Genomic DNA, 19,383 nt, shown 5'->3' with positions numbered 1-19,383 from the left:
GAATTTGTAAACAGAGATTGACTATACTTACGCCATTGAGGTAAAAAACAGCGTTTCATTCACCGAATGGATCAGGCACAATGCCCGGCCATCGGGTTTTCTACCTCCCAGCTTTAATCGCGGGTAGTCAACGCCGGTGATTCTGGTTAACAAAAGCGGTGCAATATGCAAGTTTTTATCATGCGTCACGGCGACGCGGCACTCGATGCCGCCAGTGACTCAGTACGTCCTCTGACAGTCTGTGGCTGCGACGAATCTCGTCTGATGGCGACCTGGCTTAACGGTCAAAAAGTGGACATTGAACGCGTTCTGGTGAGTCCGTTCCTGCGTGCAGAACAGACGCTGGACGTGGTAGGGGAGTGTATGAACCTGCCTTCCAGTGTGGATGTTCTCCCTGAACTCACCCCATGCGGCGATGTAGGTCTTGTGAGTGCCTATCTGCAGGCGCTGTGCAATGAAGGTGTCGCTTCCGCACTGGTCATTTCCCACCTGCCGCTGGTCGGCTATCTGGTATCTGAGCTGTGCCCTGGCGAAACGCCGCCTATGTTCACGACCTCCGCCATTGCCAACGTCACCCTCGACGAAACCGGCAAAGGTGTCTTTAACTGGCAAATGAGTCCGTGCAACCTGAAGATGGCAAAAGCGATCTGACGTGACGTGCGATATGGCGGGGTGGCATGTGCTTCCCGCCATCCTGTCAGGGTAATTCTGGTGGCAGCCATTCCTCGACTTCAATCAACACCAGCAATGCGGCATCTCCGCCGTACTCTTTGGGTGCCTGATGAAACGCCATTACGTGTGGATGCTGAGCCAGCCACAGCGGCGTCTGTTGCTTGAGAATATGTTTGCCGTGGCCGTGCATCACGCAGGCGCAAAAAACGTGTTCGCGACGACATGCCGCAATCAACGCCCCCAGCTCCTGTTTCGCCTGCATCTGCGTTAACCCGTGCAGATCGAGAAACAGCTCCGGTGAATAGTCCCCACGGCGTAACTTTTTCAGCTCAAAATGGCTGACGTCTTCACGTACGTACTTCACAGCCCCCTGCGTGTTGAGCAGCGGCTGAAATTCATCTGAAAAATAGTGGCTGTTATCGGCCTGCTCCTGGAGCAGCCGTTTGACCGGCACTTCGCTGATTTTTTTGCGCTGAGGACGATGAACGATGGTGTCCTGCGTGATTTTACGCGTCCCGGTCATCAGCTGGCGGAAGAGTGTCTGATCCTCCTCGCTGAGCGATGTTTTCTTTTTCATTTGGCATTCTCATCTCGTATTTCCGATAGTGTACCCGACTAAACGCATTTTTTAACCTCAAGCGGTACGCGTCATTGCTGATTTATCGCCGTCTTCATGGCAAACTAGCCGCCGAAAATTATGCGAGCATGCCCTGGAGGAAAGAGTGGATAAAATTTTTGTCGATGAAGCAGTAAACGAGCTGCATACCATACAGGACATGTTGCGCTGGTCGGTTAGCCGCTTCAGCGCCGCCAATATCTGGTACGGTCACGGTACCGATAACCCGTGGGATGAGGCCGTTCAGTTAGTGCTACCGTCCCTCTACCTGCCGCTGGATATTCCGGAAGACATGCGCACCGCGCGCCTGACCTCCAGCGAAAAACACCGTATCGTTGAGCGCGTGATCCGCCGCGTGAACGAGCGTATTCCGGTCGCCTACCTGACCAACAAAGCCTGGTTCTGCGGCCACGAGTTCTATGTTGATGAACGTGTGCTGGTGCCGCGCTCGCCGATTGGCGAGCTGATTAATAATCACTTTGAAGGCCTGATTAACCATCAGCCTCAGCACATTCTGGATATGTGTACCGGCAGCGGCTGTATCGCCATTGCCTGCGCTTACGCCTTCCCGGAAGCGGAAGTGGACGCGGTTGATATCTCCACCGACGCGCTGGCCGTGACCGAGCACAACATTGAAGAGCACGGCCTGATCCATCACGTTACGCCAATTCGCTCTGACCTGTTCCGCGACCTGCCGACGCTGCAGTACGATCTGATCGTCACTAACCCGCCGTACGTCGATGCGGAAGACATGTCCGATCTGCCAAACGAATATCGCCATGAGCCGGAGCTGGGCCTGGCATCAGGCTCCGACGGCCTGAAGCTGACCCGCCGCATTTTGGCCTGCGCGCCGGATTACCTGACCGACAACGGCGTTCTGATTTGTGAAGTGGGCAACAGCATGGTACATCTGATAGAGCAGTACCCGGATGTGCCGTTCACCTGGCTTGAGTTCGACAACGGCGGTGACGGCGTCTTTATGCTGACCAAAGCGCAACTGCTCGACGCGCGCGAACACTTCAGCATCTATAAAGATTAATCCAGCGGGCTTCGGCCCGTTTCACAACGCTCAAACACAAACAACAACATCGGAGCCGTGATGGCAGGAAACAGTATTGGACAGATATTCCGCGTGACCACCTTTGGGGAGTCGCACGGGTTGGCGCTCGGTTGCATTGTCGACGGCGTACCGCCCGGCATCGAATTGACCGAAGCAGATTTACAGCACGACCTCGACCGTCGACGTCCGGGCACCTCTCGCTACACCACGCAGCGTCGCGAGCCGGACCAGGTCAAAATTCTTTCCGGCGTCTTTGAAGGGCGCACCACCGGGACCAGCATTGGCCTGCTGATCGAAAATACCGATCAACGCTCCCAGGATTACGGCGCCATCAAAGACGTTTTCCGTCCGGGCCACGCCGACTACACCTACGAACAAAAGTATGGCTTCCGCGACTATCGCGGCGGCGGGCGCTCTTCCGCGCGTGAAACCGCGATGCGCGTGGCGGCAGGGGCGATTGCCAAGAAATACCTGCAGCAGAAATTTGGCATCGTTATCCGCGGCTGTCTGACCCAGATGGGCGACATTCCGCTGGCGATCAAAGACTGGGACCAGGTCGAGCAAAACCCGTTCTTTTGCGCGGATGCAGACAAGCTTGAAGCGCTGGACGAACTGATGCGCGGCCTGAAAAAAGAGGGCGACTCCATTGGTGCGAAAGTCACCGTGGTGGCTGACGGCGTTCCAGCTGGCTGGGGCGAGCCGGTATTCGACCGTCTCGACGCCGACATCGCCCACGCGCTGATGAGCATCAACGCGGTGAAGGGCGTCGAGATTGGCGACGGTTTTGACGTGGTTCAGCTTCGCGGCAGCCAGAACCGCGACGAAATCACGAAGGCGGGCTTCCAGAGCAATCATGCGGGCGGCATTCTGGGCGGTATCAGCAGCGGGCAGCAGATTATTGCTAATATCGCGCTGAAGCCGACTTCCAGCATTACCGTGCCGGGGCACACGATAAATCGCTCTGGTGAAGAAGTTGAGATGATCACCAAAGGACGTCACGATCCGTGCGTGGGGATCCGCGCGGTGCCGATCGCAGAAGCGATGCTGGCGATCGTGCTGATGGATCACTTCCTGCGCCAGCGCGCGCAGAACGCGGATGTGACGACCACCATTCCACGCTGGTAAACATGAAAAAAACCGCAATTGCTCTGCTGGCGCTGCTCGCCAGTGGAGCCTCTATGGCCGCCACGCCGTGGCAAAAAATCACCCACCCGGTGGCGGGGAGTGCGCAGTCCATTGGTGCCTTCTCTAACGGCTGCATCGTGGGCGCGCAGGAACTTCCGCTGCAGTCGGACACCTACCAGGTGATGCGTACCGATCAGCGCCGCTATTTCGGTCATCCGGATCTGGTGCTGTTTATACAGCGCCTTGGTAATCAGGTGCATAACCTGGGGCTGGGCACGATGCTGATTGGCGATATGGGGATGCCTGCCGGGGGCCGCTTCAACGGCGGTCACGCCAGCCACCAAACCGGACTGGATGTCGATATCTTCCTGCAACTGCCGAAAACGCGCTGGACGTCTTCGCAGCTGCTGAAACCGCAGGCGCTGGATTTGGTCGCGAGCGACGGTAAGCGCGTCGTGCCCTCCCTGTGGACGCAGGATGTCTCCAGCATGATCAAGCTGGCGGCAGAAGATAACGACGTCACGCGGATTTTCGTTAACCCGGCCATCAAGCAGCAGCTCTGCCTTGATGCGGGAACCGATCGCGACTGGCTGCGCAAAGTACGCCCGTGGTTCCAGCACCGCGCGCATATGCACGTTCGTCTGCGCTGCCCGGCGAACAGCCTTGAATGTGAAGATCAGCCGCTTCCACCGCCTGGCGATGGTTGTGGTTATGAACTGCAAAGCTGGTTTGAACCGGCGAAGCCTGGAACCACTAAGCCTGAGAAGAAGACACCGCCTCCGTTGCCGCCTTCCTGCCAGGCGCTACTGGATGAGCATGTACTTTAATGGATAATTTCGTCGATCTGTTTATGGTGTCACCGCTGCTGCTGGCGGTGCTCTTTTTTGTTGCGATGCTCGCCGGGTTTATCGATGCGCTGGCGGGTGGGGGCGGTTTACTGACGGTTCCGGCGCTGCTGGCGGCAGGCATGAGCCCGGCGCAGGCGCTTGCCACCAATAAGCTGCAGGCCTGCGGCGGCTCGCTCTCGGCGTCGCTCTATTTTATCCGCCGCAAGGTGGTGAGCCTGGCCGACCAGAAGCTCAATATCCTGATGACCTTTATCGGTTCCACGTCGGGCGCGCTGCTGGTTCAGCACGTGCAGTCGGATATTTTGCGCCAGATCCTGCCGATCCTGGTTATCTGCATCGGGCTGTACTTTTTGCTGATGCCAAAGTTGGGTGAAGAAGATCGGCAGCGTCGACTGCACGGCCTGCCGTTTGCGCTCATTGCCGGGGGCTGCGTCGGTTTTTACGACGGTTTCTTTGGCCCGGGTGCAGGCTCGTTTTACGCGCTGGCGTTCGTGACGCTGGCCGGATTTAACCTCGCCAAGTCTACCGCTCACGCTAAAGTGCTGAATGCGACCTCTAATCTCGGTGGTCTGCTGCTGTTTATTATCGGCGGTAAGGTTATCTGGGCAACCGGGTTCGTGATGATGGCGGGGCAGTTTTTGGGCGCGCGCGCGGGCTCGCGTCTGGTATTAAGCAAGGGACAAAAGCTGATCCGTCCGATGATTGTTGTGGTCTCGGCGGTGATGAGTGCCAAACTTCTTTATGACAGCCATGGACAGGAGATCCTCACCTGGTTGGGGATGAACTAATGAACAGTACGCATAAATACGAACAGCTGATTGAGATTTTTGATGGCTGTTTTGCTGATGATTTTAATACCCGTCTGATTAAAGGCGACGACGAACCGATCTATCTTCCTGCAGATGCTGAGGTTCCGTATAACCGCATCGTCTTTGCGCACGGTTATTATGCCAGCGCGTTACACGAAATTTCGCACTGGTGCATCGCGGGGAAAGCGCGTCGCGAGCTCGTGGACTTTGGTTACTGGTACTGCCCGGACGGGCGTGACGCCGCAACCCAGGGCCAGTTCGAAGATGTGGAAGTGAAACCGCAGGCGTTTGACTGGCTGTTTTGCGTGGCGGCGGGTTATCCGTTTAACGTCAGCTGTGACAACCTTGAAGGCGGCTTCGAGCCAGACCGTATTGTCTTCCAGCGCCGCGTGCATGCGCAGGTGATGGAATACCTTGAAAAAGGCATCCCGGAACGTCCGGCGCGTTTTATCAAGGCGTTACAGGATTATTACCACACGCCGGAAATCACGGCGGAATGCTTCCCGTGGCCGGAAGATATTTAACAGAGGAAAGAAGATGATCGCAGAATTTGAATCACGCATTCTGGCGTTAATTGATGACATGGTGGAACACGCCAGTGATGATGAGCTGTTCGCCAGCGGTTATCTGCGTGGTCACCTGACACTGGCGGTAGCCGAGCTGGAGGCAGGTGACGATCACTCTGCTGATGCTGTTCACGCTGAAGTCACTCGCAGCCTGGAAAAAGCCATTCAGGCCGGGGAACTCTCTCCGCGCGACCAGTCTCTGGTGTTGGGCATGTGGGACAATCTGTTCCAGCAGGCTAAACGCTAAGCCGCCGCCTTCTCTTCCCTCTCCCCTTTGGGGAGAGGGTCAGGGTGAGGGGACTTGACCGCGCCCTACTTAACCTTCTTGCCCTTCAGCAGTTTCCGTACCCACAATCGATTCGGGTTGAGCCCCGCAAGCGTAATCCTGTCCAGCGGAAGCGGCTCATCGCTCATCTGGGCAGCCAGCACCTCAGCCAGCAATGGCGCGGAGCACAACCCCCTCGAACCCAGCCCACCGAGCATAAACAGCTCCGGATACACCGGTGCGCTTATCGCCGTGTCCCGGTTTTCAGCCAGATCCTGATAGGCCGCAAGCGTTGCCTCATAGTCAGGCACGCTCCCCGCCATCGGCAGGTGGTCACGCGTGGCGCAGCGCACGCCGCAGCGGGCTTCTCCCTCGCTGACGTCCACCTCTTTCGCCCACGCCGCATTCGGGAAACAGTCAATCAGGCGCTGACGGTTTTGCTGCTGATCTCCGTCGCTGTAGCGCATCTCCGTTTCGCCACGATGATAGCTCGCCCCGATGCAGTGATGGTCGTTAGACGGATTTTGCGGCGTCAGATAGCCGTCATAGCACAGCACCTGACGCAACTTGCTCAGTTCGGGCGTGGTCGGGATATGGCTAACCTGGCCACCGACCGGATAAACCGGCAATGTTTCTGTCTGGATAAACTGGCTGATGTTATGTCCGTTTGCCAGCACAACGCTGGCGTGCTGCGCCGCTTTGCCATCAGCAAAACGCAGATTCCAGCATTCTGCCCGACTAAGCGATTCCACGGTGTGGGCATAGTGCACCGTCAGCCCGCGTGACTGGGCCAGGGTCATCGCCGCCGCCGTCAGGTCGGCCGGGCACAGCCAGCCGCCGAGCGGATACTGTATGCCGCCGCAGCCGGTGTCGACGCCCGCGGTTTCAGCAACCTGCTGCGCAGTGACCGCATGGGCGATTTCTTCAGGCAGGCCCAGGGACAGCATTTGCGCGATTTTTTGCTGGCTTTTCTCATCCCAGCCGAGCTGCGTCACGCCGCACCAGTCATGGTCAAAATCAACAGGCAGAAGTTCGTACAGACGACGAGCAAACGTAAATGCTGCCGGGAAAAACTGGAACAGCGCCGGGTCGTGCGCGCTCAACAGAGGATAAAGCGCGCCCTGACGGTTGCCTGAGGCCCCCGTCGCTGGTGCTTCATCGGCGCAGTAGAGCGTGACCTGCCAGCCACGGTGCAGAAGGGCGAGCGAGAGCAGGGCGCTGGCAATGCCGCCGCCAATGAGGGCCACCTCACGTGTTGCACTGGCGCGACGGGAAAACCACGGTGCCTGAGCGGGGACAGTCAATGTCTGTTCCATCATCCCGACCAGCATGTCGCGCTTGCGGCCAAACCCCTTGGTTTTACGCATGGTAAAGCCCGCTTCCTGCAGCCCGCGGCGGACAAAACCTGCCGAGGTGAAGGTGGCGAGCGTTGCGCCCGGGCGGGCCAGACGCGCCATTGCGCTAAACAGATGCTGACTCCACATATCCGGGTTTTTGGCGGGGGCAAAACCGTCCAGAAACCAGGCATCCACTTTCTGATTCATCGAATCGTCGAGCTGATCGGTAAGCGCGTTAATGTCGCCCAGCCATAAATCCAGGGTAACGCGTCCGCCGTCCAGAATCAGACGATGGCAGCCACCCACGGCCGGTGGCCATTGCGCCTGAAGCTGCTCTGCCCAGGTTGCCAGTTCCGGCCAGCGCTGATGTGCAAGCTGCAAATCGTGCAAAGTGAGCGGAAATTTTTCAAAACTGACGAAATGTAATCTTTGGAGCGTAGCCTCGGGGTGGGCAGCGTGAAACTGATCAAACGCCTGCCAGAGGGTCAGAAAATTGAGCCCGGTGCCGAATCCGCTTTCCGCCACCACGAACAGTCTGCGCGGATGCGTGGGGAATCGGGTGCCGAGCTGGTTTCCGTCGAGAAAAACATAACGTGTCTCTTCAAGTCCGTTATCATTAGAAAAATAGACGTCATCAAAATCTCGGGAAACAGGTGTACCCTCAGCGTTGAATTCGAGGTTGGCGGGTTGTATAGCGTTTTGTTTCACGTAAGTTACTCGTCTGACAGGCAGTGGCACGATCTTAACGATGTGAGCCCATCGGTGCAAATTTCCTCAGAAATTGTCTGATCGGACTTGTTCGGCGTACAAGTGTACGCTATTGTGCGACTCGAAACTTACTATAGTGCGACTTACAGAGGTATTGAATGAAACGTGCAGTGATTACTGGCCTGGGCATCGTTTCCAGCATCGGTAATAACCAGCAGGAAGTCCTGGCATCTCTGCGTGAAGGACGCTCCGGGATCACTTTCTCTGAAGAGTTTAAAGATTCGGGAATGCGTAGCCACGTATGGGGTAACGTCAAACTGGACACCACCGGTTTGATCGACCGTAAAGTGGTTCGTTTCATGAACGATGCCTCTATTTACGCCTATCTTTCCATGCAGGAAGCGATTGCTGATGCTGGCCTGAGCGAAGACGTTTATCAGAACAACCCGCGTGTTGGTCTGATTGCCGGTTCCGGTGGTTCGTCTAAAGCGCAGGTATTCGGTGCGGACGCAATGCGCAGCCCACGCGGCCTGAAAGCAGTAGGTCCGTACGTTGTGACCAAGGCGATGGGTTCAGCCGTTTCTGCCTGCCTGGCAACACCGTTCAAAATTCACGGCGTAAACTACTCCATCAGCTCCGCCTGTGCGACTTCCGCACACTGCATCGGTAACGCGGTTGAGCAAATCCAGCTGGGTAAACAGGACATCGTATTTGCTGGCGGCGGCGAAGAGCTGGGCTGGGAAATGGCCTGTGAGTTCGACGCGATGGGCGCACTGTCCACCAAATACAACGAGACGCCAGATAAAGCGTCCCGTACCTATGACGCACACCGCGACGGTTTCGTTATCGCGGGCGGCGGCGGTATGGTTGTGGTTGAAGAGCTGGAACACGCTCTGGCTCGCGGCGCTCATATCTATGCTGAGATCGTTGGCTATGGCGCAACCTCCGACGGTGCAGACATGGTTGCTCCATCCGGCGAAGGCGCAGTGCGCTGCATGAAGATGGCGATGCACGGCGTTGATACCCCAATCGACTACCTGAACTCCCACGGTACGTCTACTCCAGTAGGCGACGTGAAAGAGCTGGGTGCGATCCGCGAAGTCTTCGCGGATAAGAGCCCGGCGATCTCTGCAACCAAAGCCATGACCGGTCACTCTCTGGGTGCGGCTGGCGTGCAGGAAGCGATCTACTCTCTGCTGATGCTCGAACACGGCTTTATCGCGCCAAGCATCAACGTGGAAGAGCTGGATGAGCAGGCTGCTGGTCTGAACATCGTAACCAAACCAACGGATGCGACGCTGACGACCGTTATGTCCAACAGCTTCGGTTTCGGCGGCACCAACGCCACGCTAGTAATGCGTAAGCTGAAAGCATAAGCGTTTGAATGTATAGTAGAAGGGAGCCTGATGGCTCCCTTTTTTATGCCTGAATTCGGAGTTATGCATGACGGCCGTAACCTCAGAAAAAAACGCCACGTCCGGGAACACCTCGCTGTTCCGCATCGCTTTTGCGGTATTTCTTACTTACATGACCGTTGGCCTGCCGCTGCCGGTGATCCCGCTGTTTGTTCATCAGGAACTGGGCTATGGCAACACCCTGGTCGGCATTGCCGTGGGCATTCAGTTTTTAGCCACGGTTTTAACCCGCGGTTACGCCGGACGCCTGGCGGATCAGCACGGTGCAAAACGCTCGGCGTTACAGGGCATGTTTGCCTGCGGCCTGGCGGGCGGCGCATGGCTGCTGGCCGCGCTCCTGCCGGTAGACGCCGCGTATAAATTTGCGCTGCTGGTGCTGGGCCGTTTAATCCTTGGCTTTGGTGAAAGCCAACTGCTGACCGGTACCCTGACCTGGGGGATGGGGCTGGTTGGCCCTGCGCGTTCGGGCAAGGTCATGTCGTGGAACGGGATGGCCATCTACGGTGCTCTGGCAGCAGGTGCTCCGCTGGGACTGCTGATCCACAGCAAGTTTGGTTTTGCGGCACTGGCGTGTACCACCATGGTGCTGCCGCTGCTGGCGTGGGCATTTAATGGTTCAGTGCGAAAAGTCCCGGCCCATAAAGGCGAACGCCCATCCCTGTGGAGCGTCGTCGGCCAAATCTGGCAGCCGGGTCTCGGCCTGGCGCTGCAGGGCGTGGGTTTTGCGGTGATTGGTACCTTCGTCTCCCTGTACTTTATGAGCCGTGGCTGGGCGATGGCGGGCTTTACGCTCACCGCGTTTGGCGGCGCGTTTGTGCTGATGCGCGTGCTCTTTGGCTGGATGCCGGATCGCTTCGGCGGCGTGAAGGTGGCGGTGGCCTCGCTGGTCATTGAGACCGTGGGTCTGCTGCTGCTCTGGCAGGCGCCCAATGCCTACGTTGCGCTGCTGGGGGCGGCGCTGACCGGCTGCGGCTGTTCGCTGATTTTCCCGGCGCTTGGCGTTGAGGTGGTGAAACGCGTGGCCCCGCAGGTGCGCGGCACCGCGCTCGGTGGGTATGCCGCGTTTCAGGATATCTCCTACGGGGTCACTGCGCCGCTGGCGGGACTGCTGGCGACATCCTTTGGCTATCCGTCGGTATTTCTTGCCGGGGCCGTTTCAGCGGTAGTGGGGATTGTGGTGACGCTGGTGGCGTTTCGCAGATCGTAGTTTTATGCCCGGTGGCGCTTCGCTTACCGGGCCTACAACCGGACGAACCGTAGGCCGGGTAAGGCGTAGCCGCCACCCGGCAGTTTTAAGCAACCAGCCAGAAAATCGCCAGCGCAATCAGCAACGCAATAAACATCAACCCCGGACGCGCAGAGAGCGTTCTGAACGTCTCGACGACTGGCGCAAACAGCGGGCTGTAAATCGGCTGAATGTTCCGTGCTTCAGGAATGCCGCCTTCGCGCTCGGCGCGACGGACAAAGATCTGATTCAATATATCCTGCACCTGCGCGGTGGTCAGCACCGTTTGTGGCGTGGCCTGCCAGGTCTGCTGGACATAATCCCGAACCGCCTCAAACTCGTGCGGTTCGAGCGGTTGTTTCAATGCTGCCTGAACCGTGTGCAGGGTAGGGGTAGTTTGCGTGCTGAGCGTCTGGCGCGCCTGCAGCCAGGTGACCAGATGCGTAAACTGTCTGGCCGGGATCAACTCGCCGCTTTTCACGTCGGACAGCTCCAGCATGGATTGCCAGATGAGTTTTGTCGACTCGCCGGTAGCGGCGGCCAGTTTGGTCACCATCTGCTTGAGCGTGTTGTGCTCGGCAGGCAGCAGCGGACGCTCGGTCGCCGGGCGCTGCTGAGGCTGTGGAATCGACAGCTGATTAGTTTGCAGCAGCGTCAACACGGTTTTGAGCTGATCGGGCGTGAGCTGGCTCAGGGCAGTCTGGCCATACTGTTGGCGAATAAAATCACTGACCGCCTGGCGATTGTTCCCCTGGCCCAGTAGCTCGGTCAGTTGCGACACAATCTGGCGAGTGGTGTGATGCTGCTGCGCGGCGTTGATTCGCTGGTTAAGGTTCTGCTCGGCAGCAGGGAAGTGGCGCGACTGCAGCGGTGCGTCGTTCTTCACGCCCAGGTCATGCTTCACCCCGGCCCAGACTTCCGCGTTTTGTTGCGACGTCAGCGCAATCAGGCGCGTGATCAGTCGCTCCAGCACGGTGCGCTGTTGCGTGGAGAGCGGCTGTTCGCCTGCAACACTCGGCGGCGTTAAGGGGCCTTCACCCGGAGGGCGCGGCGGCGTACCTGAAATAGGCTGCATCGTCGGAATCCTTAAAGTCAAAACTCAGCGTTAACCCGGCGGACATATATGCCTGGCGGCGAGATTATGGCACACTTGGCAGGTTTTCTTCCTCTCAAACAGGTACTCAGACGTGAAAATCCTCGTTGATGAAAATATGCCTTACGCCCGCGAGCTGTTTAGCCGCCTTGGCGACGTTAAGGCTGTCCCTGGTCGCCCGATTCCGGTCAACGAACTGGATGATGCCGATGCCCTGATGGTACGCTCGGTGACCAAAGTAAATGAGACGTTGCTCTCCGGCAAAACGGTGAAATTTGTCGGGACCGCAACGGCAGGGACCGATCATGTGGATGACAAGTGGCTTAAGCAGGCGGGGATCGGCTTCTCTGCCGCGCCGGGCTGTAACGCCATTGCCGTTGTGGAATACGTTTTCTCCTCGCTGCTGATGCTGGCCGAGCGCGATGGTTTTGCGCTGAAAGACCGCACCGTGGGGATTGTCGGCGTGGGCAACGTGGGTGGTCGCCTGCAAAAGCGTTTTGAAGCGTTAGGGATCCGCACCTTGCTATGCGACCCGCCGCGCAAAGACAACGGCGATGAAGGCGACTTCCGCTCGCTGGATGAGCTGGTTGAACAGTGTGATGTGATCACCTTCCACACGCCGCTTTTCAAAGAGGGGCCGTATAAGTCTCTTCATCTGGCCGATGAAACGCTGATCCGCCGTCTGAAGGCTGGCACTATTCTGATAAATGCCTGCCGTGGCCCGGTCGTGGACAACGCCGCACTGTTGAAATGTCTGACAGAGGGACAAGATCTGAGCGTGGTGCTGGACGTCTGGGAACCTGAGCCGGATCTCAACGTTGAGCTACTCAACAAGGTGGACGTGGGAACCGCGCATATCGCCGGCTACACGCTTGAAGGCAAAGCGCGCGGCACGACGCAGGTGTTTGAAGCCTACAGCGCCTTTATCGGCCATCCACAGCAGGTAGCGCTGGATACCTTACTCCCCGCGCCTGAATTTGGTCGCATCACTCTGCATGGCCCGCTCGATCAGGCAACGCTGAAAAGGCTGGTGCATTTGGTGTATGATGTGCGCCGCGATGATGCGCTGCTGCGTAAATCAGCGGGTTTGCCGGGTGAGTTTGATAAACTGCGTAAGAACTATGTTGAGCGCCGCGAGTGGTCTTCCCTGTATGTGATCTGCGACGACGCAACGGCGGCGACGCTGCTGCATAAACTCGGGTTTAACGCCGTTCATCATCCGGCACATTAATGTCTTCTTAATGCTCCCTGCCGGATACTCCGACAGGGACGCTTTTTTATTTCTGGAGTAAACCACCATGTCTGAAGGCTGGAACATTGCCATTTTAGGTGCCACGGGTGCCGTGGGCGAAGCCCTGCTCGAAACCCTTGCTGAGCGTCAGTTCCCGGTGGGCGACATCTATGCGCTGGCGCGTACCGACAGCGCAGGTGAGCATCTGCGTTTTAACGGTAAATCCGTCATGGTCCAGGATGCGGCAGCGTTCGACTGGACGCAGGCGCAGCTGGCATTTTTCGCCGCGGGCGCTGAGGCGACTGCGGCGTACATTGAAGAGGCGACAAACGCAGGCTGCCTGGTGATCGACCTCAGCGGCCTGTTCTCAATGGAGCCGGATGTGCCGCTGGTGGTGCCGGACGTGAACCCGTTTGTGCTGGCTGACTACCGCAACCGTAACGTCATTGCGGTGCCGAACAGCCTGACCAGTCAGCTGCTGACCGCCCTGAAACCGCTGATCGACGACGGTGGCCTGTCTCGTATTAATGTGACAAGCCTGCTGTCGGCCTCCGCTAACGGTAAAAAAGCGGTCGATGCGCTGGCCGGGCAGAGCGCGAAGCTGCTGAACGGTATTCCGATTGACGAAGACGATTTCTTTGGTCGCCAGCTGGCATTCAACATGCTGCCACTGCTGCCGGATCGTGAAGGTTCCGTGCGCGAAGAGCGTCGTATCGTCGATGAAGTGCGCAAAGTGCTGCAGGATGAAGGGCTGATGATCTCTGCTAACGTTGTGCAGTCCCCGGTCTTCTACGGGCACGCGCAGATGGTTGGCTTTGAAGCCCTGCGTCCGCTGGCGGCAGAAGAAGCGCGCGATGCGTTTAGCCGCGGTGAAGATATCGTCCTTTCCGAAGAGAGTGAATTCCCGACCCAGGTGGGCGATGCCACCGGTAGCGCGCATCTTTCCGTTGGCTGCGTGCGCAACGATTACGGCATGCCCGAGCAGGTACAGTTCTGGTCCGTTGCCGATAACGTACGTTTTGGCGGCGCGTTGATGGCGGTCAAAATCGCCGAGAAGCTGGTGCAGGAGTACCTGTACTGATGTCAGAAGTGGAACAAAAGCCGGTCCATAGAATTGCCCTCGGCATTGAATACGATGGCAGTAAATATTATGGCTGGCAGCGTCAGAACGAAGTGCGCAGTGTTCAGGAAAAGCTGGAGAAAGCGCTTTCTCAGGTAGCGAATGAGCCGATTAACGTCTTATGCGCAGGCCGAACCGACGCCGGTGTTCACGGCACAGGGCAGGTGGTGCACTTTGAAACCACCGCCGTGCGCAAGGATGCTGCCTGGACGCTGGGTGTAAATGCGAATTTACCTGGTGACATTGCTGTGCGTTGGGTGAAAGCTGTGCCGGATGATTTTCATGCGCGTTTCAGCGCCACTGCGCGACGCTACCGCTACGTCATCTACAACCAGCGTCTGCGTCCGGCAGTGTTAAGTCAGGGCGTGACGCATTTTTATGAGCCGCTTGATGCAGAACGTATGCAGCGTGCGGCGCAGTGTCTGATTGGAGAAAATGACTTTACGTCGTTTCGTGCGGTGCAGTGTCAGTCCCGTACGCCGTGGCGTAACGTCATGCACATTAACGTCAGTCGTTATGGTGCGTATGTGGTGGTAGATATCAAAGCCAATGCCTTTGTACATCATATGGTGCGGAATATTGTTGGCAGCCTGATGGAAGTGGGTGCCGGACACCAGCCGGAGAGCTGGATTGCAGAACTGCTGGCAGCGAAGGACAGAACGCTTGCGGCAGCAACGGCGAAAGCGGAAGGGCTGTATCTGGTCTCGGTGGATTATCCGGATCGGTTTGACCTGCCAAAACCGCCAATGGGCCCGCTGTTTTTAGCGGACTAAACAAAGGTGCAATTAAGGCTTAGACAATATGGACGTAATACGTTTTCTGATTGATTTCATTCTGCATATTGATGTTCACCTGGCGGAACTGGTCGCGCAGTATGGCGTCTGGGTATATGCCATTCTGTTCCTGATCCTGTTCTGTGAAACGGGTCTGGTTGTGACGCCGTTCCTGCCGGGGGATTCGCTGCTGTTTGTAGCCGGAGCGTTATCTGCACTGCCGACCAACGACCTGAATGTCCATTTAATGGTAGTGTTGATGATCATCGCCGCGATTATCGGTGATGCGGTCAACTACACGATTGGGCGGGTGTTCGGAGAACGGCTCTTCAGTAATCCGGACTCAAAAATTTTCCGCCGCAGCTATTTAGATAAAACGCATGCCTTTTACGAGCGTCACGGCGGCAAAACCATTATTCTTGCCCGTTTTGTCCCCATCGTTCGTACCTTTGCACCGTTTGTGGCAGGAATGGGGCATATGTCCTATCGTCATTTTGCGATGTATAACGTTGTCGGTGCGCTGCTGTGGGTACTGCTCTTTACTTACGCAGGCTACCTGTTTGGCGATCTGCCAGTGGTTCAGGAAAACCTTAAGTTGCTGATTGTAGCGATTATTGTGCTTTCTGTGCTGCCGGGTGTTATCGAAATCATCCGCCACAAACGGGCGGCAGCTAAACAAGCGAAGTAAATGCACGCTGGCGGTTCGACCACTTTTTTATCCAAAGTTTCGGGCTGTTATGTTTTAATGTGCAACATTCATGGTCTGTTGGAGGCAAAAATGGCATTATTCGCCTCTTATAGCAAAACTGGCATACGACCAGGTTCAGGCAGAAAGGTTATCAATGAGCTGGATTGAACGAATTAAAAGCAACATTACCCCAACGCGTAAAGCGAGCATTCCTGAAGGGGTATGGACGAAGTGTGATAGCTGCGGCCAGGTTCTGTATCGTGCAGAGCTGGAACGCAATCTTGAAGTGTGTCCAAAATGTGACCACCACATGCGTATGTCGGCGCGCAACCGCCTGCATAGCCTGCTGGACGAAGGCTCTCTGGTAGAGCTGGGCAGCGAACTTGAGCCAAAAGACGTGCTGAAGTTCCGTGATTCCAAAAAATACAAAGATCGTCTGGCCTCTGCACAGAAAGAGACCGGCGAGAAAGACGCGCTGATCGTCATGAAAGGCACCCTGCATGAGATGCCGGTTGTTGCCGCCGCGTTTGAGTTCGCCTTTATGGGCGGCTCAATGGGGTCTGTGGTCGGTGCGCGCTTCGTGCGTGCCGTTGAGCAGGCGCTGGAAGACAACTGCCCGCTGATCTGCTTCTCCGCTTCAGGTGGTGCGCGTATGCAGGAAGCGCTGATGTCCCTGATGCAGATGGCGAAAACCTCTGCAGCGCTGGCGAAAATGCAGGAGCGCGGTCTGCCGTACATTTCTGTACTGACCGACCCAACCATGGGTGGCGTCTCTGCAAGCTTCGCAATGCTGGGCGACCTGAACATCGCTGAGCCAAAAGCGCTGATTGGCTTTGCCGGTCCTCGCGTTATCGAACAAACCGTACGTGAAAAACTGCCGCCGGGCTTCCAGCGCAGTGAGTTCCTCATCGAGAAAGGCGCTATCGACATGATCGTTCGCCGCCCGGAAATGCGCCTGAAACTGGCAAGCGTTCTGGCGAAGCTGATGAATCTGCCCGCGCCGAACCCGGATGAGCCACGCGAAGGCGTGATCGTACCGGATCAGGAACCCGAGGCCTGATAACTGAAAAGGGCAGGGCCGGTTGGCGCTGCCCTTTTGCTTTCTAATCTGTTAATGACAACCGGGCATTATGGAAAATAAAAGCATTCCCCAAGCCACGTCGCCCCTGGCCGCGTGGCTTTCTTATCTGGAAAACCTGCACAGTAAAACCATCGATATGGGGCTTGAACGCGTAAGCCAGGTCGCCGCGCGTCTTGATGTGCTCAAACCGGCCCCGTTCGTGTTCACCGTCGCGGGCACCAACGGGAAAGGCACAACCTGCCGCACGCTGGAATCCGTCCTGATGGCGGCGGGTTACAAGGTAGGCGTTTACAGCTCTCCACACCTGGTGCGCTACACCGAGCGCGTGCGCGTGCAGAACAGCGAACTGCCGGAATCGGCGCATACGGCGTCGTTTGCAGAAATTGAAGCCGCACGCGGTGAGATCTCATTAACCTATTTTGAATACGGCACTTTGTCGGCCCTGTGGCTGTTCAAACAGGCGCAGCTGGACGTGGTGATTCTGGAAGTCGGCCTTGGTGGTCGTCTTGACGCCACCAATATGGTGGATGCGGATGTCGCCGTCGTCACCAGCATCGCATTGGATCATACCGACTGGCTGGGGCCAGACCGTGAAAGCATTGGCCGTGAAAAGGCCGGTATTTTCCGGGCGAATAAGCCAGCCGTGGTCGGCGAGCCGGACATGCCGCACACCATCGCCGACGTGGCGAAAGAGAAGGGCGCTCATTTATTGCGCCGCGGCGTGGACTGGCACTATGAGGTTCAGGGCAACGGCTGGCGCTTTAGCGATGCGCAGGGCGCGCTGGACAATCTGCCGTTACCGCAGGTGCCACAGCCGAACGCGGCCACCGCGCTGGCGGCACTGCGCGCCAGCGGATTGGCGGTCAGCGAACAGGCTATCCGCGACGGCATTGAGAATGCCATTCTGCCCGGGCGTTTCCAGATCGTCAGCGAATCACCGCGCCTGATTCTGGATGTGGCCCACAACCCGCACGCAGCGGCGTATCTCGCAGGACGTCTCAAATCGTTACCAAAAACCGGGCGCGTGCTGGCGGTTATCGGTATGCTTCATGATAAAGATATCGGCGGGACGCTGGCCTGCATGGAGAGTGTGGTCGATAGCTGGTATTGTGCTCCTCTGGAGGGGCCGCGTGGCGCGACGGCTGAGCAGTTGACGGAACATCTCGGCACAGGCGCAATCTATAGTAGCGTGGCTCAGGCCTGGCATGCTGCGATGGCGGATGCTAAACCAGAAGATACCGTGCTGGTGTGTGGTTCATTCCACACGGTGGCACATGTCATGGAAGTGATGGACGCGGGGAGAACCGGTGGCGAGTAAGTTTCAGAACCGTTTAACAGGAACCATTGTGCTGGTCGCGCTCGGGGTGATTATTCTTCCGGGACTGCTCGACGGGCAGAAAAAGCATTATCAGGACGAGTTTGCGGCCATTCCGCTGGTGCCGAAACCGGGCGATCGCGATGAGCCAGACATGCTGCCAGCCGCAACGCAGGCGCTGCCTGCTCAGCCGCCAGAGGGTGCGGCAGAAGAGGTGCGTGCAGGCGATGCCGCCGCACCGTCGCTCGACCCTTCTCGCCTGGCTGCGAATAACAACATCGAAATCGATCCGGTTCCGGTGGAGCAGCCTAAGGCTGTTGAAAAACCGAAGCCTGTCGAGAAACCGCAGCCGAAGCCGCAGCGGGATAAAGCGGCAGAGCAGCTGGCCGCAGCGTCAGAAGCCCCACCACCGGCTAAACAAGACGCGGCACCGACCGGTAAAGCCTACGTTGTTCAGCTTGGCGCATTGAAAAACGCCGATAAAGTCAACGAGGTGGTGAGTAAACTGCGCGGCGCGGGATACCGTGTTTACACTTCACCTTCCACGCCGGTGCAGGGTAAAATTACCCGTATCCTGGTGGGGCCGGAAGCGTCGAAAGATAAGCTGAAAGGGTCGCTGGGTGAGCTGAAGCAGATCTCCGGGCTGAGTGGTGTGGTGATGAACTACAGCGCAAACTGATAAAATCTTGCCCCTCACCCTAACCCTCTCCCCAGAGGGGCGGGGGGATGGTTTGCTCCCTCTCCCTTGAGGGAGAGGGCTGGGGTGAGGGGGAATGGCAGACGTCCAAAGAGACGTAATAAGCCACGGCGTTGAACATTTTTTCAGCGCCTTTTTTATTTACGCGCGGGAAGGAAATCCCTACGCAAACGTTTTCTTTTTCTGTTAGAATTCGCCCCGAACTGGATGACAGGGCGTTAAATCGTGGGACACATATGGTCTGGATTGATTACGCCATCATTGCGGTGATTGGTTTTTCCTGTCTGGTTAGCCTGATCCGTGGCTTTGTTCGTGAAGCGTTATCGCTGGTGACATGGGGTTGTGCTTTCTTTGTTGCCAGTCATTACTACACTTACCTGTCTGTCTGGTTCACGGGCTTTGAAGATGAACTGGTCCGAAACGGAATCGCCATCGCGGTGCTGTTTATCGCGACGCTGATTGTCGGCGCTATCGTCAATTACGTGATAGGTCAGCTGGTCGAGAAAACCGGTCTGTCAGGAACGGACAGGGTGCTCGGGATCTGTTTCGGCGCGTTGCGAGGCGTGCTGATTGTGGCCGCGATACTGTTCTTCCTGGATACCTTCACCGGGTTCTCCAAAAGCGAAGACTGGCAGAAATCGCAGCTCATTCCAGAGTTCAGCTTCATCATCAGATGGTTCTTTGACTATCTGCAAAGCTCGTCGAGTTTTTTGCCCAGGGCATAAACCCTGAGATGTGG

At 57.2% G+C, this 19,383-nt stretch carries 20 protein-coding genes; 17 read left to right on the top strand and 3 right to left on the bottom strand.

What is annotated here, in order from left to right; all coding sequences use genetic code 11:
* Positions 1 to 165: 165 nt before the first annotated feature.
* Complete coding sequence (gene sixA / locus N2K86_RS15510) at positions 166 to 651, top strand: phosphohistidine phosphatase SixA (RefSeq protein ID WP_260659200.1); 486 nt, start codon at positions 166 to 168, stop codon at positions 649 to 651.
* A 46-nt stretch (positions 652 to 697) separates the two neighbouring features.
* On the opposite strand, the gene smrB is transcribed toward sixA, so the two are convergent.
* Complete coding sequence (gene smrB / locus N2K86_RS15505; RefSeq protein ID WP_238458820.1) at positions 698 to 1,249, bottom strand: endonuclease SmrB; 552 nt, start codon at positions 1,247 to 1,249, stop codon at positions 698 to 700.
* A gap of 145 nt (positions 1,250 to 1,394) precedes the next feature.
* On the opposite strand from smrB, the gene prmB reads away from it, so the two are divergent.
* Genes prmB through N2K86_RS15475 form a run of 6 tightly spaced genes read left to right on the top strand, consistent with a single transcriptional unit; the run spans position 1,395 to position 5,943 of the window.
* Entirely contained in the window at positions 1,395 to 2,327 is a 933-nt protein-coding gene (gene prmB, locus N2K86_RS15500; RefSeq protein ID WP_260659199.1) for a 50S ribosomal protein L3 N(5)-glutamine methyltransferase, read from the top strand.
* 60 nt (positions 2,328 to 2,387) lie between these two features.
* A complete protein-coding gene (gene aroC / locus N2K86_RS15495; RefSeq protein WP_260659198.1) occupies positions 2,388 to 3,473 on the top strand; it encodes a chorismate synthase in 1,086 nt (361 codons plus the stop codon).
* Between the two features lie 2 nt (positions 3,474 to 3,475).
* Positions 3,476 to 4,300 (top strand): penicillin-insensitive murein endopeptidase, encoded by an 825-nt coding sequence (gene mepA, locus N2K86_RS15490; protein ID WP_260659197.1) that lies wholly within the window; start codon positions 3,476 to 3,478, stop codon positions 4,298 to 4,300.
* Complete coding sequence (locus tag N2K86_RS15485; RefSeq protein ID WP_260659196.1) at positions 4,300 to 5,109, top strand: sulfite exporter TauE/SafE family protein; 810 nt, start codon at positions 4,300 to 4,302, stop codon at positions 5,107 to 5,109. Before mepA ends, N2K86_RS15485 begins: the two co-directional genes overlap by 1 nt.
* Positions 5,109 to 5,654, top strand: coding sequence for an elongation factor P hydroxylase (locus N2K86_RS15480; RefSeq protein WP_260659195.1), 546 nt, complete (start codon positions 5,109 to 5,111; stop codon positions 5,652 to 5,654). Before N2K86_RS15485 ends, N2K86_RS15480 begins: the two co-directional genes overlap by 1 nt.
* A 13-nt stretch (positions 5,655 to 5,667) precedes the next feature.
* Positions 5,668 to 5,943, top strand: a complete 276-nt coding sequence (locus tag N2K86_RS15475; protein ID WP_260659194.1) for a YfcL family protein — start codon at positions 5,668 to 5,670, stop codon at positions 5,941 to 5,943.
* Between the two features lie 65 nt (positions 5,944 to 6,008).
* On the opposite strand, the gene mnmC is transcribed toward N2K86_RS15475, so the two are convergent.
* Positions 6,009 to 8,006 carry a bifunctional tRNA (5-methylaminomethyl-2-thiouridine)(34)-methyltransferase MnmD/FAD-dependent 5-carboxymethylaminomethyl-2-thiouridine(34) oxidoreductase MnmC gene (gene mnmC / locus N2K86_RS15470; RefSeq protein ID WP_260659193.1) on the bottom strand — a complete coding sequence of 666 codons (1,998 nt, stop codon included), beginning with the start codon at positions 8,004 to 8,006 and terminating at the stop codon, positions 6,009 to 6,011.
* A gap of 158 nt (positions 8,007 to 8,164) precedes the next feature.
* On the opposite strand from mnmC, the gene fabB reads away from it, so the two are divergent.
* A complete protein-coding gene (gene fabB / locus N2K86_RS15465; protein ID WP_010433229.1) occupies positions 8,165 to 9,382 on the top strand; it encodes a beta-ketoacyl-ACP synthase I in 1,218 nt (405 codons plus the stop codon).
* 67 nt (positions 9,383 to 9,449) lie between these two features.
* Positions 9,450 to 10,628 (top strand): MFS transporter, encoded by a 1,179-nt coding sequence (locus tag N2K86_RS15460; RefSeq protein WP_260659192.1) that lies wholly within the window; start codon positions 9,450 to 9,452, stop codon positions 10,626 to 10,628.
* An 85-nt stretch (positions 10,629 to 10,713) separates the two neighbouring features.
* Here the strand turns inward: N2K86_RS15460 and flk are convergent, their stop codons facing one another.
* Positions 10,714 to 11,721, bottom strand: coding sequence for a flagella biosynthesis regulator Flk (gene flk / locus N2K86_RS15455; protein ID WP_260659191.1), 1,008 nt, complete (start codon positions 11,719 to 11,721; stop codon positions 10,714 to 10,716).
* 112 nt (positions 11,722 to 11,833) lie between these two features.
* On the opposite strand from flk, the gene pdxB reads away from it, so the two are divergent.
* The 8 genes from pdxB to cvpA all read left to right on the top strand — a co-directional run bounded on the left by pdxB (position 11,834) and on the right by cvpA (position 19,369).
* Positions 11,834 to 12,970 (top strand): 4-phosphoerythronate dehydrogenase PdxB, encoded by a 1,137-nt coding sequence (gene pdxB / locus N2K86_RS15450; protein ID WP_260659190.1) that lies wholly within the window; start codon positions 11,834 to 11,836, stop codon positions 12,968 to 12,970.
* 67 nt (positions 12,971 to 13,037) lie between these two features.
* Positions 13,038 to 14,051: an aspartate-semialdehyde dehydrogenase gene (locus tag N2K86_RS15445; protein ID WP_260659189.1), complete on the top strand. Its 1,014-nt coding sequence runs from the start codon at positions 13,038 to 13,040 to the stop codon at positions 14,049 to 14,051.
* Positions 14,051 to 14,863 (top strand): tRNA pseudouridine(38-40) synthase TruA, encoded by an 813-nt coding sequence (gene truA, locus N2K86_RS15440; protein WP_042716992.1) that lies wholly within the window; start codon positions 14,051 to 14,053, stop codon positions 14,861 to 14,863. The genes N2K86_RS15445 and truA overlap by 1 nt, the downstream gene beginning before the upstream one ends.
* A 28-nt stretch (positions 14,864 to 14,891) precedes the next feature.
* The gene (locus N2K86_RS15435) at positions 14,892 to 15,551 is read left to right on the top strand and encodes a DedA family protein (RefSeq protein WP_006811410.1); all 660 of its coding nucleotides are present in this window, start codon (positions 14,892 to 14,894) and stop codon (positions 15,549 to 15,551) included.
* A 154-nt stretch (positions 15,552 to 15,705) separates the two neighbouring features.
* On the top strand, positions 15,706 to 16,611 hold the full coding sequence (gene accD, locus N2K86_RS15430) for an acetyl-CoA carboxylase, carboxyltransferase subunit beta (protein ID WP_126816643.1): 906 nt from the start codon (positions 15,706 to 15,708) through the stop codon (positions 16,609 to 16,611).
* A 70-nt stretch (positions 16,612 to 16,681) separates the two neighbouring features.
* The gene (folC, locus tag N2K86_RS15425) at positions 16,682 to 17,950 is read left to right on the top strand and encodes a bifunctional tetrahydrofolate synthase/dihydrofolate synthase (protein ID WP_260659188.1); all 1,269 of its coding nucleotides are present in this window, start codon (positions 16,682 to 16,684) and stop codon (positions 17,948 to 17,950) included.
* Positions 17,940 to 18,626, top strand: a complete 687-nt coding sequence (gene dedD / locus N2K86_RS15420) for a cell division protein DedD (RefSeq protein WP_260659187.1) — start codon at positions 17,940 to 17,942, stop codon at positions 18,624 to 18,626. Before folC ends, dedD begins: the two co-directional genes overlap by 11 nt.
* A 254-nt stretch (positions 18,627 to 18,880) precedes the next feature.
* Positions 18,881 to 19,369: a colicin V production protein gene (gene cvpA, locus N2K86_RS15415; RefSeq protein WP_000262116.1), complete on the top strand. Its 489-nt coding sequence runs from the start codon at positions 18,881 to 18,883 to the stop codon at positions 19,367 to 19,369.
* The last annotated feature ends 14 nt before the right edge of the window (positions 19,370 to 19,383 follow it).

This window comes from Enterobacter mori (genome assembly GCF_025244905.1).
GTDB lineage: Bacteria > Pseudomonadota > Gammaproteobacteria > Enterobacterales > Enterobacteriaceae > Enterobacter > Enterobacter mori_A.
This window is presented reverse-complemented; position numbering and strand designations above follow the sequence as displayed.

Coding starts and splice junctions, on each gene's coding strand:
- sixA (WP_260659200.1), top strand. CDS start 166: ATGCAAGTTTTTATCATGCGTCACGGCGACGCGGCACTCGATGCCGCC.
- smrB (WP_238458820.1), bottom strand. CDS start 1,249: ATGAAAAAGAAAACATCGCTCAGCGAGGAGGATCAGACACTCTTCCGC.
- aroC (WP_260659198.1), top strand. CDS start 2,388: ATGGCAGGAAACAGTATTGGACAGATATTCCGCGTGACCACCTTTGGG.
- mepA (WP_260659197.1), top strand. CDS start 3,476: ATGAAAAAAACCGCAATTGCTCTGCTGGCGCTGCTCGCCAGTGGAGCC.
- N2K86_RS15485 (WP_260659196.1), top strand. CDS start 4,300: ATGGATAATTTCGTCGATCTGTTTATGGTGTCACCGCTGCTGCTGGCG.
- N2K86_RS15480 (WP_260659195.1), top strand. CDS start 5,109: ATGAACAGTACGCATAAATACGAACAGCTGATTGAGATTTTTGATGGC.
- N2K86_RS15475 (WP_260659194.1), top strand. CDS start 5,668: ATGATCGCAGAATTTGAATCACGCATTCTGGCGTTAATTGATGACATG.
- fabB (WP_010433229.1), top strand. CDS start 8,165: ATGAAACGTGCAGTGATTACTGGCCTGGGCATCGTTTCCAGCATCGGT.
- N2K86_RS15460 (WP_260659192.1), top strand. CDS start 9,450: ATGACGGCCGTAACCTCAGAAAAAAACGCCACGTCCGGGAACACCTCG.
- flk (WP_260659191.1), bottom strand. CDS start 11,721: ATGCAGCCTATTTCAGGTACGCCGCCGCGCCCTCCGGGTGAAGGCCCC.
- N2K86_RS15445 (WP_260659189.1), top strand. CDS start 13,038: ATGTCTGAAGGCTGGAACATTGCCATTTTAGGTGCCACGGGTGCCGTG.
- truA (WP_042716992.1), top strand. CDS start 14,051: ATGTCAGAAGTGGAACAAAAGCCGGTCCATAGAATTGCCCTCGGCATT.
- N2K86_RS15435 (WP_006811410.1), top strand. CDS start 14,892: ATGGACGTAATACGTTTTCTGATTGATTTCATTCTGCATATTGATGTT.
- accD (WP_126816643.1), top strand. CDS start 15,706: ATGAGCTGGATTGAACGAATTAAAAGCAACATTACCCCAACGCGTAAA.
- folC (WP_260659188.1), top strand. CDS start 16,682: ATGGAAAATAAAAGCATTCCCCAAGCCACGTCGCCCCTGGCCGCGTGG.
- cvpA (WP_000262116.1), top strand. CDS start 18,881: ATGGTCTGGATTGATTACGCCATCATTGCGGTGATTGGTTTTTCCTGT.